A 14,926-nucleotide genomic window follows, 5' to 3' on the forward strand; every position below is an offset into this window, starting at 1 on the left:
GGGTGATCCGAGGTAGAGCACCCGTCAGCCCAGTTCCGAGGAGGTACCCCGATGCGACACTCACGGATTGGCTTGCTGTTCTGTGCCGTGATCCTGGTGGTGGTCGGCTCCCTGCCGGGGATCGCCCTGGCGGATCCGACGCCGTCGGGCCAGACCAGCAAGCAGGACATGCTCGCGGGTGTGCTGCACGGTGAGGGCATCGTGCAGACGAAGAAAGGCCCGGTCCGGGTCGCGATGCAGAACGGCACCGCGACGGCGGCGACGGACACGGCGCTGACGGTCCGGTCGACGGACGGCTATACGAAGACGTGGACCTTGGCCAAGAACGTCAAGGTGTTCGAAAACCACAAGAGTGTGCAGCCGGATGCGCTGCAGGCAGGCACCAGCGTGGTGGTGGGCGGCCCGATCACGGTCAACGGCGGCGCCGCGACCCCGGCGGCGACCCCCAGCACGACCTACACAGCGCAGATCGTGCTGATCCAGTCGTCACCGCCCGGCGCGCCAACCCCTTCGTAGGTCGCTACGGACGCAGCTCGGCGATACAGCACTTCACACTGCCGCCGCCCTTCTTGAGTTCGGTGAGTTCCACCGGGACCGGCACGTAGCCGGCCTGGCGGAGCTTGGCCGCGAGGGCGGTGGCATCGCTGTTGAGGACCACGTTGCGGCCGTCCGAGACGAGGTTGAGCCCGAAGGACAGCGCGTCCTGCTCGTCGGCGACGACCGCGTCCGGGAACAGCTGCGCCAGCACCGCCTGCGACGCGGCGGAGAACGCGCCCGGGTAGTAGACGATCGTGCGGTCGTCGAGGGACGCCAGGGCCACGTCCAGGTGGTAAAAGCGCGGGTCGACCAGCCGCAGCGAGATCACCGGCCGGCCGAGCACCTCCTGCGCCTCGGAGTGCGCGGCGACCTCGGTCCGGAACCCGTGCCCGGCGAGGATCACGCCGCCGCCGAGGGCGTCGGGCAGGTAGGCGAAGTCGCCCTCGCCCTCGTTGGTCTCCCCCGGCGCGACGAACGTCCAGCCCTGCTGCTGCTCGTAGAACCGCCGGTGCTCGGCGGCCTCGGCGATGCGCTGCGCGTACTTGAACCGGGCGCCGTAGACGACGCCGTCGACGCAGAACGCGCCGTTGGCCGCGTAGACCATGTCCGGCAGGCCGGGCTGCGGCGGCAGCACGTGCACCTGGTGGCCGAGCCGCACGAGCGTCTCGCGCAGGCCCTCCCACTGCTTCACGGCGAGCTCGGTGTCGACCGGCGTGGAGACGTCCATCCACGGGTTGATCGCGTACTCCACCACGAAATGCTCGGGTGGCGACATCAGGTAGGTGCGCTCTCGCGGCAGCCGCTCGACGTGGGTCACGAGATCAAACGGTAGATTTGCCGGGTCGCACAAAACAGCGAGAACAGTTGCTTTCGAGGAGGGAATCGTTGCGCCTCGACCCGATCGACCAGCAGATCATTGCGTTACTGCAGGAGGACGCCCGCTCGTCGTATGCCGACATCGGATCCGTGGTGGCGCTGTCCGCCCCGGCCGTCAAGCGCCGGGTCGACCGCCTTCGATCCAACGGAGTGATCCGCGGCTATACGGCCCTGATCGACCCCGACGCACTGGGCTGGACGACGGAGGCGTTCGTCGAGCTGTTCTGCACCGGGCGCACCTCGCCGCAGCAGATCCGGGCGGCCGCGAAGCGGCATCCGGCGGTGGTCGGGGCGTACACGATCTCCGGTGAGGCCGACGCCCTGGTCCACCTGCGGGCGCTGGACATGGCGGGCCTGGAGGAGGCGCTGGAGAAGCTGCGCGCCGAGCCGTTCGTGACGTCGACCCGCAGCATGATCGTGCTGTCCAGGCTGGTCGAACGCCTGGCGCCGAAAGTCGTCACCGAGCCGGGAACCGGATTGACACCCGCCACGTCCTAGCCTGCATGAGACGCTCGCTTGTCGCGCTGAGTGCACTGTGCGTCGCGCTTTCCGGGTGTACGGGTGGCAAGGCGCCCGCCACCGGTTCCTCCTCTGCGCAGCCGGTCGCTCCGGGTCCGGCGCCCGCGTTCAAGCTGGTGGCTTTCGACTCGTGCGAGCAGTTGCTGTCCTCGCTGCGCGACGCCGCGGCGAACGTGGTGGGGCCGTGGGGGTTCGCCAACTTCGGCGGGATGTGGCGCGGCGGCGGGGTCGTCACGGACAGCAATGCGCTGGGCCGCAGCGACCTCACCAGCGGCGGCAAGGCGGCGGCGCCGCCCGGGCAGGAGTTCTCGGGCACCAACAACCACGAGGCCGGCGTCGACGAGCCGGACCTGGTGAAGACCGACGGCAAGCGGATCGTCACGCTCGCGCACGGGTCGCTGAAGGTGGTCGACGTCGCCAGCCGCACGATCTCCGGCTCGCTCACCCTCAGCTCCGCCGACGACCCTTCGGGCAAGAGCGCCGTCAACGTCACGGAGTTGCTCCTGGCCGGCGATCGGGCGCTGGTGCTCGGGTATGACTACAAGGCCGGCATCGACGGGGTGCCCGGCGTCTCCGGCGCGCAGATGACGCTGGTCGATCTTGCCGGCGCGCCGAAGGTGATCGGCCGGTTCACGATCGAGGGCGGCCTGCTCGACGCCCGCCAGATCGGCGGCACCGCCCGGGTCGTCGTGGTGTCCCGCCCGACGGTGAAGTTCCCGGACACGTCGAAGTTCGGCAACGACGACGCCCGGATCGCGGCGAACCGCTCTGCGGTGATGGCGGCGCCGGTCGAGGCGTGGCTGCCGCACTGGACGGCGGTCGACGGCGCCGGCAAGCGCACCGAGGGGCGCGTCGACTGCGGCGCGGTGAGCCGCCCCACCACCTACTCGGCCACCTCGATGCTGACGGTGCTGACGTTCGACCTGGCCGGGGCGGCGCTCGGCGGCGGCGACCCGGTGTCGGTCGTGGCCGACGGTGACACCGTCTACGCCAACGGGCCCAGCCTGTATGTCGCAAACGACCAGCGCTGGCGGATGGCCGTCGACATGGTGCGGACCAAGAAGGCCGTCTCGCCGCCCCCGCCCCTGACGCAGGTGTTCAAGTTCGACATCAGCGGCGCCGGCCGGCCCCGGTTCGTGGCGTCGGGTGAGGTGCCCGGCTGGCTGCTCAACCAGTACTCGATGTCGGAGTGGGACGGTCACCTGCGCATCGCGACGACCACGTCGCTGGAGAACACGACGTCCTCGGCGGTGTACGTGCTACGGCTGAACGGCGGCCAGCTGACCGCCGTGGGACACGTCGACGGGCTCGGCAAGGGCGAGCGGATCTACTCGGTGCGGTTCATCGGCACCACCGGCTACGTGGTGACCTTCCGCCAGACCGATCCGCTCTACACGCTCGACCTGCGCGATCCCTCCTCGCCGAAGGTCGTCGGGGAGCTGAAGATCCCTGGGTATTCGGCGTACCTGCACCCGGCGGGCGACGGGAAGCTGCTGGGTCTGGGGCAGGACGCCAACGCGCAGGGCCGCGTGCAGGGCATGCAGGTGTCACTGTTCGACGTGCGGGACCCGGCGCATCCGGCGCGGGTGGCGCAGCATCAGGAGAAGGGCGGCCACTCGGAGGCCGAGTATGACCCGCACGCGTTCCTGTACTGGGCGCCGCTGGGCCTGCTCGCGGTGCCCGTGTGGGACGACCGGCAGCCGAGCGTGGTGGTGCTGAAGGTGAGCGACACGGCGATCACCGAGGCGGGTGCGATCACCCACCCCGGTCGCTACACGACGATTCGCCGCTCGCTGATCGTCGGTGGCACCCTGTGGACCCTCTCGGAGCAGGGACTGAAGGCCACCGACGCGTCGACCCTGGCAGAACAGGCCTGGATCGCGCTTTAAGCCGATTTTTCGGCTTCATGCTTTTCTTCGTCTAGCGCTGGATTTCGGTCACGTGCTGCACGAACGCGCGCCACGCGGCGGCGTCGACGAAGATCTCGGGGCTGTGGGAGTCCTTCGAGTCACGGATGCCCACGGCCCTGGGGTCCAGCAGCACCTCGACGCAGCCGTTTGCGCCGCTACGCGTGCTCTTACGCCACACAATACTCATGACAGATCCTTTTCTTTTCGCGGAATCTACCTTTCGGGCTATTCGTATTCGCGAATAGCCCGCTGAATGTATTCGAGCGTTTCGACGTGATTCAGCGCCACCGTGCGCAACGACTCGAACGCCATCAGGTAGCGCCGGACCTCTTCCGGGCGGGTGCGGAACACCCCGCCGGTCATCCCATCGCAATACACCAGTGGCTGCTCGGTCTCGTTGGCAAACTCCAGAATGCTGAACACGCCGTCGATCCCACGGTGCGCACCGCGCTCGAACGGGACCATCTGCAGGGTGACCGTCGGCCGGTCGGCGATCTCCAGCAGCCTCATGAGCTGCCGTTTCATCACGCTTGGGCCGCCCACCGGTCGCTTGAGGACCGCCTCGTCCAGCACGGCCCAGATCTTCGGCGGAGGGTCGCGGGTGAGCACCGCCTGCCGTGCCATCCGGACGGACACCCGCTGATTCACCACATCGGGCCGCTCGCCGGCGGAGACCGAGTTGATGATTGCACCGGCATATTCCACGGTCTGCATCAGGCCATTGAGAATGACCGCGTCATACAGGAACACGTCGGACGCCTCGGCCTCGAAACCGATGTAGGTCTCATAGGCGCCGAGTAGTGCCTCGCCATACACTTCCCACCACGCGCGCTGGCGCGATTGCGCCGCGAGCGCGGTGATGCGGCCGCGATCGACTTCAGAGGTCTTGTAAAGGTCGAAAAGCTTTGTCAGGTCCGGGTTACGGACGCTGCTGTTGGCGGTCTCGATCCGGCTGACCTTGGACTCCGACCACTTCAGCTCGGAGGCGACCTCGGCCGCCGTCTTCCGGGCAGCCTCACGCAACCGTCGCAGCTCGGCCCCGAGCTGACGGCGGAGCAGAGTCGGGCTCGGCTTCGACGACATCATGCACACCGTACCGCATCCACGCACAAATACTGAGAACTTTCGGCACAGAGTTGCACTTGCATCTCCGACAGTCTTGATGCGCAATAGAGACAGAAGCTTAGTGGTGAGGTTGCATGATCCGCCTCACCCAGCGACGGCGACGCTTGGGCTTCAACGTCCCTCTTCCCCAGAGGGCATCTGTCCCTCTTCCCCAGAGGGCATCGGACGGCGGCCGTCACCGTGGCCGGTTGCCGCCTCCTTCCTTCGTCGCGTCCGTGCCCGCGACCCGGGCGCCGACACCAGCATCAAAGGAGCGCACCCATGAGTTCCTTCGCACCCCAGTCGTTCGAGTCCCGACCGGTCGTGCACTACAACCAGCACGGGATCCTGGTGACCGACCGGGTCTTCGCCACTGACGGCGGCCGCTACGAGATCGCCGAGCTGACCCACCCGACGCACGGCACCGGCACGCTCCACCCGGGGGTGCGGGCGTGCGTGGCGGTCGGGATCGCGAACGCTGTCGTGCTCGGCGTGGCCGCGACCACCGGCTCGATCGCCGTCGTGCTGGTGGCGCTGTCCGCGCTGCTGATCAGCTGGGCCGTCGGGCTCTTCTACGCCAGGCGGTGGCCCCGGCAGCACACGCTGTGCGCCGACTACCGCGGCCAGCAGGTCACGCTGCTGCACACCCGGGACCTGGACCTGTTCGGCCGGGTGTCCCGGGCGCTGCAGCGATCGGTCGAGACCGCCCGCGGACGCTAGAGGTACATCCCGGTGCGTTCGCCTTCGACCTGCTTGGGGACGTCGTTCTCCCCGAAGAAACGCTTCCCGCCGAACTCGCCCTGCAGGCGGTCATCGAGCTCGTCCGCGAGCCCGGTCATCACCTGCACGGCGAGCATCAGGTGGGTCGCCTGGAAGTCCCTGCCGAACACGGGCACCGACGCCCACACCGTGTCGTTGGTGCAATACAGCCGGCCGATCGGCATCCGGTTGGTCAGCTCGGACAGCTTCACGTAGAGCCGCTCGGTCGGCTCGATCTCGGTCAGAATCGGCGAGAACACGTCGACCAGCGGCGGGTTGTCCCGCACCCGCACGAACACCATCGCCGACCCGGACCGGATGCCGATGTCACCGTCCGGGTCGATCGTGAGCTCCTCCGGCGTCGTCTTCATCAGCCGCGCCACGACCGTGATCACCTTGTCCTGCAGCGGCAGATCCTCGCCCTGCTCCTCATGGTTGTGCTTGACGCGCACCACGGCAACCGGCCCGTCTTCGTCGGTGTCGACGATCGACGCCAGCGACCGGGCGACCCCGAGCGACGGCAACGCCGCCACGAGCCCCTGCGCGTCATGCGCGAGATACGTCAGGAACGCGGGGTGCGGCGTGCCGTAGATGTCCCGCAACGTCCGCATAATCAGCCGGCTGAGCTGCACCGCGTCGCTCTTCGGCACCCGCAGCCCGAACGCTTCACCCGACCCCGCCACCACACCCGGCGGCGACCACCCGAGCGCCACGATCTCCGCGATCACCGTCCGCCCCAGCCGATAAGCCGGAGGCAGGTCCGCGTTGCCGACCGCAGTCGCGGCGAGCATGTCGCCGTCCTCGCCGGTCACCTGCACCGAATAGATGGCGTCACCGGTCCCGGACGCCGTCGGGTCGAGCGTCAGATCGAGCGTCGTGCCCGGGTCGAGCCGGCGCAGCGCGTCGACCAGGTGCCGCGCGAAGTCGCGCCACGCCTCGGCAACCTTCTCCTTGAGGTCCCCTCCGATGGGATCCTCATCGTCGAACAGCGCTGCCTCGTAGTCCTGATCATCCGCCATGACCGCCTCCAATCCCCCCGGGCCTCACCCTATCCAGACGATGCACCTCCTGGGTCAGCGCCCACTCACCAAAGCGACCAGCCGCGACCGCGCCTCCTCCAGATCGGCACCCCGCCCCACCGCCACCCCCAGCAGGAACGCCGTCACCGGCGCCCCCGGCCGCGCCACGTTGTGCGCCACCTCCCGGGCGAGGTCGAGGATCGCGTCCTGCTCCCCCACACTCAACGGCGCGAGCCCGAGCTCCGCACACGCCCGCACCACCCAGGCCGCCAGCTCCTCATCCGCCGAACTCCCACTCATCACCGCTCCGCTCTGTGCCGCTCGCCTGGTTGCTGCCCTGTTTGTTCACTGCTCTGCCGCTTGCGGCTCCGCCGCTTGCGGCTCTCCCGGTTGCCGCTCCGCCGGTTGCTGCTATCCCTGTTGCTGCTGTCCCCGTTGCTGCTGTCCCCGTTGCTGCTGTCCCCGTTGCTGCTCCGCCCTTTGCTGCTCCGCCCTTTGCCGCTCCGCCCTTTGCTGCTCTGCCGGTTGCTGCTCCGCCCGGCGCAGGTCCTCGTCCGTGTCGCAGTCGAAGTATGGAGCCGGCCCGTCACCCTCCCACCTGACTTCGGCCACGACCAGCCCGTCGAACACCGCCCGCATCGACTTCCCCACCGGGTCCCCGAGCCGCCCGACCCCTTCCCGCAGCGCAGCCTCCCGCCACACCCCGCACAGCAGCTGCCGCTTCCCCCGCTCGTCGACGTACACCGCCCCGTCCACCCTGGCTGCCCCAACCGCCCCGACCAGCACCCCGACCGCCTCGCCCGTGAGATACGGCAGGTCAGCCGCAAACACCCCAACCAGCCCCGCCCCGACCGCCGCAGACCCACCGCCCTCCCCGGACGTCGTCATCACGCCGAGCGCGGCCGCGGTCGCCGCGGCCGGCCCCGCACCCGGCGGATCTTCCCGAACGGTCCACACCCCCGCAGCCACCCCCGACCGCGCAGGCCCGACCACAATCCGAAGACCCGCCCCGGCAAGCGCAGCAAGCACCCGGTCCAGCATGGGCACACCACCAACGGCCAACATCGGCTTGTCCCTGCCCCCGAGCCGCGTGCCCCCACCCCCGGCAAGAACCACGGCCGTCAACCCCGGCCACCTGCTGGCTACCTGCATGCCCCGAACGGTAACCGCCCGCCCCACCGCCGTCGTGATCGAAGCCGCACGCCGGTCGCCCGGACGACCACCGGACGACTTGGATCACGACGACAGGGCAAACGACAGCCCGAACGGACCCCGCCAACCAGCACCTACGCCGGGAACTGGAGCCGGAGCCGGCCGGAGCCGGAGTCCAAGCCCGGGGCGGAAGCCGCACCTTCGGACCGGAGCGCCAGAGGTTCGCTGTGCCTGCGGAGTGGTCAGCGATTCCCGGCACGACGCACCGCGTCAAGCAGCAGGCGACCTCGGACGTGATCGAAGCACGGATCCGGCCGCACCGCCGTCGTGATCGAAGGCGCATGCCGGTCGCCCGGACGACCACCAGACGACTTGGATCACGACCACAGGGGCAAACGACAGCCCGGACAGGACCCGCGAACCGGCACCCACGCCCACGCCCGAGCCCCGAATCGGAGCGCACGCCAGAGCCCGAGCCGGAAGCTCCCGTCCGCGCCGCGAGCCCGAGCCCGAGCCGGAAGTTCGCGCCCGAGCCGCGAGCCCGAGCCGGGAGCCGGGAGCCGCACCTTCGGACCGGAGCGGCCAAAGGTGCGCCGTGCCTGCGGAGCAGGCGGCGATTCCCGGACACGACGCACCGCGTCAAGCAGGCGACCTCGCGGACGCGATCGAAGCACGGATCCCCCGCACCGCCGTCATGATCAAAGGCGCATGCCGGTCGCCCAAACGACCACCAGACGACCTTGATCACGACGACAGGGGCAAACGACAGCCCGCACAGGACCCGCCAACCAGCACCCACGCCGGGAGCCGTTGCCGTGCCTGCGGAGCGGGCGGCGATTCCCGGACACGACGCACCGCGTCAAGCAGGCGACCTCGCGGACGCGATCGAAGCACGGATCCCCCGCACCGCCGTCATGATCGAAGGCCCACGCCGGTCGCCCGGACGACCACCAGACGACTTGGATCACGACCACAGGGGCAAACGACAGCTCCGGACAGGGCCAGCGAACCGGCACCCACGCCCACGCCCGAGCCCCGAATCGGAGCGCACGCCAGAGCCCGGGCCGGAAGCTCCTGGCCGAGCCGCGAGCCCGAACCGGGAGCCCGAGTCCGGGCCGGGAGCCGCACCTTCGAAACGGAACAGGCATGGGTTCGCGGCGCCTGCGGAGCGGTCGGCGATCCCGGACACGACGCGCCGCGTCAAGCAGCAGGCGACCTCGCGGACGCGATCGGAGAACGGATCCCCCGCACCGCCGTCATGATCGAAGGCGCATGCCGGTCGCCCGGACGACCACCAGACGACTTGGATCACGACCACAGCGGCAAACGACAGCACCGGACAGGGCCAGCGAACCGGCACCCACGCCCACGCCCGAGCCCCGAATCGGAGCGCACGCCAGAGCCCGAGCTGGAAGCTCCCGGCCGAGCCGCGAACCCGAGCCCTTGCCCCAGGCCCCTTGCCCCAAGCCCCAAGCCCCGAGCCGGGAGCCGGGAGCCGGGAGCCGCAGCTTCGGCACGGAGCGGAAATGGCCGGAGGCGGGGGGAACGTCGGGCGAAGGTGAACGTGGCGCGCGGGGACGTCGGGGGCCTTGGGCGGATCGCGGAATACTTGAGCGGCGGCGCGGGACGTACCGTCGAGCGGGCAACGACCGGAACACGCTCGCATCTGGAGGTCGACCATGGGACGCGTCACGCAACGGCGGACGATTGCCCGGGTGGACGTCGGGCCGGCGGCGGCGGGTGAGGTGCGGGTTGAGGTGAAGGTTGGGCCTGACACGCTGGTGGCGGAGGAGCCGCTGGAGATCAGGGTGGGTGTGGCTGGGGCGCCGCGGCCGCCGCTGGCGGTCACGATGCGCACGCCTGGGGATGACCTGGATCTGGCGATCGGGTTTTTGTTGACCGAGGGGATCATCAGGTCGGCCGGTGATGTGCGGACGGCGCAGTTGTGCGCGGGGGATCAGGAGCCGAACACGTACAACGTCGTTGACGTGGCGCTTGCGGCCGGGGTGCCGGCGCCGGAGGTTGATCCGGCCAGGAACTTCTACACGACCTCCTCGTGTGGGGTGTGCGGGAAGGCGAGCATCGACGCGGTGCGGACGCGGTCGCTCTTCGACGTGGGTGGGGACGGGGTCCGGGTGGCGCCGGCGGTGCTGGCCGGGATGCCCGACGCGCTGCGGGAGGGGCAGCGGGCCTTCCGGACGACGGGTGGGTTGCACGCGGCGGGGCTCTTCACGGCCGGTGGGGAGCTGGTCTGCCTGCGGGAGGACGTGGGGCGGCACAACGCCGTGGACAAGATCGTGGGGTGGGCGGTGCGGCAGGGGAGGCTCCCGCTCGCCGGTCATGTGCTGATGGTGAGTGGACGGGCCAGCTTCGAGCTGTGCCAGAAGGCGTGGATGGCCGGCATCCCGGTGCTCGCGGCGGTGTCGGCGCCGAGCACGCTTGCCGTGGATCTGGCCGCGGAGGCAGGGCTGACGCTGGTGGGCTTCCTGCGGGGGCGGACCTTCAACGTCTACGCCGGCGCGCAACGCGTCGTCGGGTTGGAGCAGGCTCCCGTCGGGCCCGTCGCACGATCGGCGGGAGCGACTGCGGTGACAGGCCCCGGTCCAGGATCTCGGCCATGAGCCTGGCGGCGCTGTAGCCCGGGTCGGCGTCCAGGGCGCGCTCGACGGCGATGCGGGAGCGCACCCCGTTGCCGGAGCGCCATGCCGCATAGGCGACCAGCATCGCGGCGGGCGCGGCGAACGTCGGGGCGCAGCGGCGCAGCACGTCGCTCCACAGGCGGTCGTGCACGTCGAGGGCGGGCTCGCCGTCGCGGTCGATGCGCATCCAGGCCTCGTCGCGCAGGCGCAGGCTGTGGATGAGGAACGCGAGCCAGGCGATCTCCTCGTCGGCGAGGCGGTCGCCGTCGCGGGTGCGGCGCAGCGCCGCGTCGAGGTCGGCGATGCCGTCGGCCGGGGTGCCGGCGGAGCGGGCGAGCCGTGCCTGGGCGTGCCGGGCGGCGCGCTCGGCCGTGTCGAGGGCGGGGCCGGTCGGTGCGGCGAGGCTGCGGACGAGGGTGGCCCGGTCGGGCAGCGCGACCATGCCGATGAGCGTGGCGGTCGCCGCGACCGCCGTCGCGGTGACGTCATAGGGCAGGCCCTCCGCCGGGCAGCAGTCGGCCGAGTCGCAGATGAGGGACCGATACCGCCCCTTGTGCGCCCAGAGCATCTCGTGCACCGCGATGCCGTGGCGGCGCATCCCGGCGGTGGTGGCGCGCAGGAGCGGCTCGACGTGCTCGGGTGCGCCGTAGCCGATCAGCACGACGTGGTCGACGTGCTGGCGGCGGAACATGTCGGCATAGCTCTCGGCGAGGGCGTCGATGTCCTCACCCGGGTCGCGCAGGTCGTCGCGCATGTGGAAGCGGAGCATCCGGCCACGCACGCCGAGCGCCACGATGCTGTCGGACGGGTGGAATCCGAACAGGTAGGGCGTGCCGGCCAGGATGTCTTCGGGGGTGCGCAGCCGCAACTTGGGCTGGGCGAGGGTGGAGGTCGCGGTCGTCATGCACCCGAGCCTGGCGGTCGCCGCCGCGCACGGGAACTAGCGGTTTTCGGCTGTGGACAACGTCCGTTTCGATCCACAGCCGCGAACCGTCACTTGACAGACCGCCCACAACACGAGCGGGCACGAACGCAAGCGCGACAAGCCCCCCGCTAGTACCGGAACCGCTGCGCGTGCAGATCGATGCCGTCCTGCCAGTCCTGCCCGTCGGGGTGCAGGTCGATGGCGAGCGTGACCCTGGCAAGCGCGTCGTAACCGGCCGCGTGCAAGCACCGGATGGCGTCCACGTTGCGCGCCGCCGGCGAGATGCTCAGCTGCCCGAGCCCGCGCCGCCTGGCCTGGTCGGCGACGTGCTCCAGCAGCCCCCGGCCGATCCCCTCGCCGCGCCGGGCCGACGCCACGACCAGCGGCTCGACCTGACCGCCACGGCCGTCGAGGATGAGCCCGACCATGCCGACCGCACCGACGCCGAGGATGTCCGCGACCCACATGCCGGACAGGTCGAGCCGGGTGAGGTACTCCTCGAACGCGGCACCCGGATCACCGCTCACGGGTGACGCGGCGGGATAGAGGTGGTGATGCTCCTCGGTCAGCTCCGCCCACAGCTGGCGGCACTCTCGATGGTCCGTCGGTCGGTACGCTCGGATCGTCGGCTGCAGCGTCGCGACGCCGCCACCCACGCCGCCATCTGCGCGAACAGTCGCCATGTATCCATGCTTACTCCGGTGCGAGGCTCCGCGACACCCACATCGCGGTATTGCACCCTGGGCGGCCGAACCCTGACCGTTTCACGCCTTTTGTAGCATCACGCGGATCGCGACCAGACGGTTACTGAGCGAGCCGGTTGGCGATAACATCAGGAACGGCTCGCAGCCAGCTGAACAACGACGAAGGGACCGTCGGGTCGGGACGGTCCCTTCGCTGTTGCTGCAGACTTGTTACGGCAGGCGGAATTCGCCGTCGGTGTCGACGGCCGCGATGAAGGTCTCCCATTCGGCGCGGGTGAAGCGCACCGATCCAGCGTCGGGGGCGTTGGAGTTGCGGACCTCGACGACGCCGTCGACGAACCGCGCTTCGACGCACTGTCCGTTGTTACCGCTTCGGGTGGGCTTGTGCCACCGCTCGTTCAGCGCAGCCATCTGCGCACTCCTTCGTTGTCAGGCCGTCTCAGCGACCACGGACTCGATCAACCTGACCGACTCGAATGGGCTGAGTGCGGCGGCTCGCAGACTTTCGAACACGTCGTGATACCGCTGGACGTCTCCGGCTTCCTGGTAGATGTCGCCGGCCATGGCTTCGGCATACACGACACTTGGTGCACCTTGGAACTTGAGGATCGCGAATGATCCAGCCATGCCGGCATAGGCCCCACCGCTGAACGGAAGGATCTGGACCGTCACGTTCCTCGCCCGGCCCATCTCGGCCAGGTGCTTGAGCTGCGACCGCATGACGTCGGCACCACCGATGAGGCGCCGGATGACGCTCTCGTCGAGGACCGCGATGAACTGCAATGGATCTTCGGCCTTGGTGAGCAGCTCCTGGCGCTCACGGCGGGCGCTGACGTGCGCCTGGACGGCGTCCTCCGACTCACCCGACGGAGAGGCGGCGGCGAGCAGCGCTCGCGTGTATTCCTCCGTCTGGAGCAGCCCGGGCACCACCAGCGCCTCGTAGTCACGCATCTCGATCGCGTTGGACTCGAGGCCGATGTAACGGGAGTAGTGGCTGGGCAGGTCTCCGAAGCGGGCGAACCAGCCCCGGGTCTTGCCCTCCTTGGCGAGCGCGATCAATGTCTCCGTCAGATCGCGATCATCAACGTCGTAAATCTTGAGCAACTGTTCGAGGGTGCTCCGGCGGATGCCGACCTTCCCGCCTTCCATGCGGCTGATCGTGCTGGGTGAGCAGTCCAGTTGCAGGCCGACGTCCTCGGTGGTGAGCCTTGCCTGCTCGCGCAGTCGACGCAGTTGTTTGCCCAACTGGAAGCGGGGGAACGTGGGGCTGTGCGCGTGGGACACCGCTCACCTCCATTACTCAAGACGAGTGTGTCCGTTACCAGGTTGTCGCGCAAGCACGTCCGTCAGTGAGCGATTGGGTTGCTCTACTCAAGTTCGACGGAACGTATTGCCCCTGGAAACCTGCACATGCATTCTGAGGCGGTCAGATGGTTCCTCTGCCGGAGGGAGATCCGTCGTGATCGAAGACGACGTGATACTGCTCGAAGGCGCGCCGCGACTCTTCGGCATTGTCGCCGATCCCTTCGACGACGACCATCCGCAGGTCGTTGCCTGGGGTCATGAGCTGCCGGATCAGGCCGTGCTCACGTGGCGCCTGGGTAATGGGAAGTCCGAGATCGCCGTGTTCCGCTCCGCGGAGGCCGCGCTCGCAACCGCTCAGCAGCTGTATCCCGCCTGGATCCTGTGGACCGCACCGGCGGAGCAGGGGTTCTGATGGCCGTCATCTACGACCACGCCGTGACCGACGCCCGCCGCCTGGTGTCACGTCACCAGCCGCTGCGGATCCAGCACGTCACACGCTGCGCGGCCGGCTGCGCGCACTGGCCCTGCAAGCCGTTCTCCACCGCCTGGGCTGTGGTGACCCGCAACTCCAACACGCGCGCCGGCCGCTGACCCGCCCACACAGTGACGCGCGCCGGACTAGCAGTCCGGCAGTTCTGACTGATCGGCCGACCCCGTTCGGGACCGCTGACCGCCGGGGCGCCTGATCGCCTCCGGCTTGCCCTTGAGCTTGCCGTCCCAACCCGGCCACGCCTTGTTCTGAATGGGCGCCGCCGTCGGCGTCGGCGTCGGCTTCACAGGCGTCGGCTTCACAACAACCGGCGCCGTGACCACGGGCGCCTGGACCTCGGGAGCGGGGGTCGAGACCGGCGCTTTGCTCCCCGTACCAAGTGGAAGACCGCCACCCGATCCGCCGGAGGTGTGGGCGGTGGCGCGCGGCTTGACCACCGTGGCGGGCGGCAGCGGAGCGGTCGGCTCGGCCGCGAGCGGCGGCGCGCCGGAGCCGTGCAGCCCACTGCTGGGCGTCGGATCGAGCACCAGCGGGCCGGGCCGCGGCTCGGCGACGATCGGCGTCCGGACGGACGGCGCCGTGTCCAGCGAGGCGCTGCCGGCGGCGACCACGATCAAGGTCGGCACCGAGGTCAGCGCCACGAGCAGCGCGGAGATCAGCAGCGGCCGGCGGTTCGGCGAGAACATGCGGTGGGTACGGACGTCGGATTCCAACTTGAGCGCTCCAGTGTGCGGGGAATGCAGTACGAAGCTCATAGGACTAACTGCCACGCACCGGGCGAGGATCTGCCCGTTCCGGAGGGATTTTTCGACCTTGCGACCCGGCGGAACCCCAACTCCATGGTGTCGATCCACACGCCTTCTGCGATGCTGGACACACACCGGCAACGGGGCTGTAGCGTCCGCATACCCTGCGACTGAGCCCCAGGGCCGGCTCCCGGGCGTGATCCACTCACACCCACCGCGACGCGCCGGCCTCAACAGGGCC

At 69.6% G+C, this 14,926-nt stretch carries 17 protein-coding genes and 1 pseudogene; 7 read left to right on the forward strand and 11 right to left on the reverse strand.

Annotation, left to right across the window (positions count from 1 at the left end):
* Positions 1-51: 51 nt before the first annotated feature.
* Positions 52-516, forward strand: a complete 465-nt coding sequence (locus tag OHA72_RS07525; RefSeq protein WP_327007121.1) for a hypothetical protein — start codon at positions 52-54, stop codon at positions 514-516.
* A gap of 4 nt (positions 517-520) precedes the next feature.
* On the opposite strand, the gene ddaH is transcribed toward OHA72_RS07525, so the two are convergent.
* Positions 521-1,312 carry a dimethylargininase gene (gene ddaH, locus OHA72_RS07530; protein WP_327011493.1) on the reverse strand — a complete coding sequence of 264 codons (792 nt, stop codon included), beginning with the start codon at positions 1,310-1,312 and terminating at the stop codon, positions 521-523.
* 110 nt (positions 1,313-1,422) lie between these two features.
* On the opposite strand from ddaH, the gene OHA72_RS07535 reads away from it, so the two are divergent.
* Positions 1,423-1,911, forward strand: coding sequence for an Lrp/AsnC family transcriptional regulator (locus OHA72_RS07535; protein WP_327007122.1), 489 nt, complete (start codon positions 1,423-1,425; stop codon positions 1,909-1,911).
* Positions 1,912-2,048: 137 nt separating this feature from the next.
* Positions 2,049-3,821 (forward strand): beta-propeller domain-containing protein, encoded by a 1,773-nt coding sequence (locus tag OHA72_RS07540; protein ID WP_327007123.1) that lies wholly within the window; start codon positions 2,049-2,051, stop codon positions 3,819-3,821.
* A gap of 31 nt (positions 3,822-3,852) precedes the next feature.
* Here OHA72_RS07540 and OHA72_RS07545 read toward each other — a convergent pair whose 3' ends face one another.
* The gene (locus OHA72_RS07545; RefSeq protein WP_327007124.1) at positions 3,853-4,029 is read right to left on the reverse strand and encodes a DUF397 domain-containing protein; all 177 of its coding nucleotides are present in this window, start codon (positions 4,027-4,029) and stop codon (positions 3,853-3,855) included.
* Positions 4,030-4,067: 38 nt separating this feature from the next.
* On the reverse strand, positions 4,068-4,925 hold the full coding sequence (locus OHA72_RS07550; RefSeq protein WP_327007125.1) for a helix-turn-helix domain-containing protein: 858 nt from the start codon (positions 4,923-4,925) through the stop codon (positions 4,068-4,070).
* A gap of 303 nt (positions 4,926-5,228) precedes the next feature.
* Here OHA72_RS07550 and OHA72_RS07555 point away from each other — a divergent pair, with 303 nt between their 5' ends.
* Positions 5,229-5,666: a DUF6232 family protein gene (locus OHA72_RS07555; protein WP_327007126.1), complete on the forward strand. Its 438-nt coding sequence runs from the start codon at positions 5,229-5,231 to the stop codon at positions 5,664-5,666.
* On the opposite strand, the gene OHA72_RS07560 is transcribed toward OHA72_RS07555, so the two are convergent.
* The 3 genes and pseudogenes from OHA72_RS07560 to mobA form a co-directional block, all read right to left on the reverse strand.
* On the reverse strand, positions 5,663-6,724 hold the full coding sequence (locus tag OHA72_RS07560; protein WP_327007127.1) for a T3SS (YopN, CesT) and YbjN peptide-binding chaperone 1: 1,062 nt from the start codon (positions 6,722-6,724) through the stop codon (positions 5,663-5,665). The genes OHA72_RS07555 and OHA72_RS07560 overlap by 4 nt on opposite strands.
* A gap of 54 nt (positions 6,725-6,778) precedes the next feature.
* On the reverse strand, positions 6,779-7,024 hold the full coding sequence (locus OHA72_RS07565) for a DUF6457 domain-containing protein (RefSeq protein WP_327007128.1): 246 nt from the start codon (positions 7,022-7,024) through the stop codon (positions 6,779-6,781).
* Positions 7,025-7,255: 231 nt separating this feature from the next.
* Positions 7,256-7,840, reverse strand: a pseudogene (mobA, locus tag OHA72_RS07570) (molybdenum cofactor guanylyltransferase); the annotation flags it as partial.
* A 1,715-nt stretch (positions 7,841-9,555) separates the two neighbouring features.
* Between mobA and fdhD the strand changes: the two are divergent.
* Positions 9,556-10,497 (forward strand): formate dehydrogenase accessory sulfurtransferase FdhD, encoded by a 942-nt coding sequence (gene fdhD, locus OHA72_RS07575; RefSeq protein ID WP_327007129.1) that lies wholly within the window; start codon positions 9,556-9,558, stop codon positions 10,495-10,497.
* Here fdhD and OHA72_RS07580 read toward each other — a convergent pair.
* The 4 genes from OHA72_RS07580 to OHA72_RS07595 all read right to left on the reverse strand — a co-directional run bounded on the left by OHA72_RS07580 (position 10,379) and on the right by OHA72_RS07595 (position 13,428).
* Complete coding sequence (locus OHA72_RS07580; protein WP_327007130.1) at positions 10,379-11,419, reverse strand: DUF4192 domain-containing protein; 1,041 nt, start codon at positions 11,417-11,419, stop codon at positions 10,379-10,381. The genes fdhD and OHA72_RS07580 overlap by 119 nt on opposite strands.
* 149 nt (positions 11,420-11,568) lie before the next feature.
* Positions 11,569-12,123, reverse strand: coding sequence for a GNAT family N-acetyltransferase (locus OHA72_RS07585; protein ID WP_327007131.1), 555 nt, complete (start codon positions 12,121-12,123; stop codon positions 11,569-11,571).
* Positions 12,124-12,354: 231 nt separating this feature from the next.
* Complete coding sequence (locus OHA72_RS07590; protein ID WP_033359839.1) at positions 12,355-12,555, reverse strand: DUF397 domain-containing protein; 201 nt, start codon at positions 12,553-12,555, stop codon at positions 12,355-12,357.
* Positions 12,556-12,573: 18 nt separating this feature from the next.
* Entirely contained in the window at positions 12,574-13,428 is an 855-nt protein-coding gene (locus OHA72_RS07595; protein WP_327007132.1) for a helix-turn-helix domain-containing protein, read from the reverse strand.
* Between the two features lie 175 nt (positions 13,429-13,603).
* Between OHA72_RS07595 and OHA72_RS07600 the strand changes: the two genes are divergently transcribed.
* Both OHA72_RS07600 and OHA72_RS07605 read left to right on the forward strand, forming a co-directional pair.
* The gene (locus OHA72_RS07600; RefSeq protein WP_327007133.1) at positions 13,604-13,861 is read left to right on the forward strand and encodes a hypothetical protein; all 258 of its coding nucleotides are present in this window, start codon (positions 13,604-13,606) and stop codon (positions 13,859-13,861) included.
* Entirely contained in the window at positions 13,861-14,040 is a 180-nt protein-coding gene (locus OHA72_RS07605) for a hypothetical protein (protein WP_327007134.1), read from the forward strand. The genes OHA72_RS07600 and OHA72_RS07605 overlap by 1 nt, the downstream gene beginning before the upstream one ends.
* A 27-nt stretch (positions 14,041-14,067) precedes the next feature.
* On the opposite strand, the gene OHA72_RS07610 is transcribed toward OHA72_RS07605, so the two are convergent.
* Positions 14,068-14,694: a hypothetical protein gene (locus OHA72_RS07610; RefSeq protein WP_327007135.1), complete on the reverse strand. Its 627-nt coding sequence runs from the start codon at positions 14,692-14,694 to the stop codon at positions 14,068-14,070.
* Between the last annotated feature and the right edge of the window lie 232 nt (positions 14,695-14,926).

Origin of the sequence: Dactylosporangium sp. NBC_01737 (assembly GCF_035963215.1) — a bacterium.
Taxonomy (GTDB): domain Bacteria; phylum Actinomycetota; class Actinomycetes; order Mycobacteriales; family Micromonosporaceae; genus Dactylosporangium.

Coding starts and splice junctions, on each gene's coding strand:
- OHA72_RS07525 (WP_327007121.1), top strand. CDS start 52: ATGCGACACTCACGGATTGGCTTGCTGTTCTGTGCCGTGATCCTGGTG.
- ddaH (WP_327011493.1), bottom strand. CDS start 1,312: ATGTCGCCACCCGAGCATTTCGTGGTGGAGTACGCGATCAACCCGTGG.
- OHA72_RS07545 (WP_327007124.1), bottom strand. CDS start 4,029: ATGAGTATTGTGTGGCGTAAGAGCACGCGTAGCGGCGCAAACGGCTGC.
- OHA72_RS07550 (WP_327007125.1), bottom strand. CDS start 4,925: ATGTCGTCGAAGCCGAGCCCGACTCTGCTCCGCCGTCAGCTCGGGGCC.
- OHA72_RS07555 (WP_327007126.1), top strand. CDS start 5,229: ATGAGTTCCTTCGCACCCCAGTCGTTCGAGTCCCGACCGGTCGTGCAC.
- OHA72_RS07560 (WP_327007127.1), bottom strand. CDS start 6,724: ATGGCGGATGATCAGGACTACGAGGCAGCGCTGTTCGACGATGAGGAT.
- OHA72_RS07565 (WP_327007128.1), bottom strand. CDS start 7,024: ATGAGTGGGAGTTCGGCGGATGAGGAGCTGGCGGCCTGGGTGGTGCGG.
- fdhD (WP_327007129.1), top strand. CDS start 9,556: ATGGGACGCGTCACGCAACGGCGGACGATTGCCCGGGTGGACGTCGGG.
- OHA72_RS07580 (WP_327007130.1), bottom strand. CDS start 11,419: ATGACGACCGCGACCTCCACCCTCGCCCAGCCCAAGTTGCGGCTGCGC.
- OHA72_RS07585 (WP_327007131.1), bottom strand. CDS start 12,123: ATGGCGACTGTTCGCGCAGATGGCGGCGTGGGTGGCGGCGTCGCGACG.
- OHA72_RS07590 (WP_033359839.1), bottom strand. CDS start 12,555: ATGGCTGCGCTGAACGAGCGGTGGCACAAGCCCACCCGAAGCGGTAAC.
- OHA72_RS07605 (WP_327007134.1), top strand. CDS start 13,861: ATGGCCGTCATCTACGACCACGCCGTGACCGACGCCCGCCGCCTGGTG.
- OHA72_RS07610 (WP_327007135.1), bottom strand. CDS start 14,694: ATGAGCTTCGTACTGCATTCCCCGCACACTGGAGCGCTCAAGTTGGAA.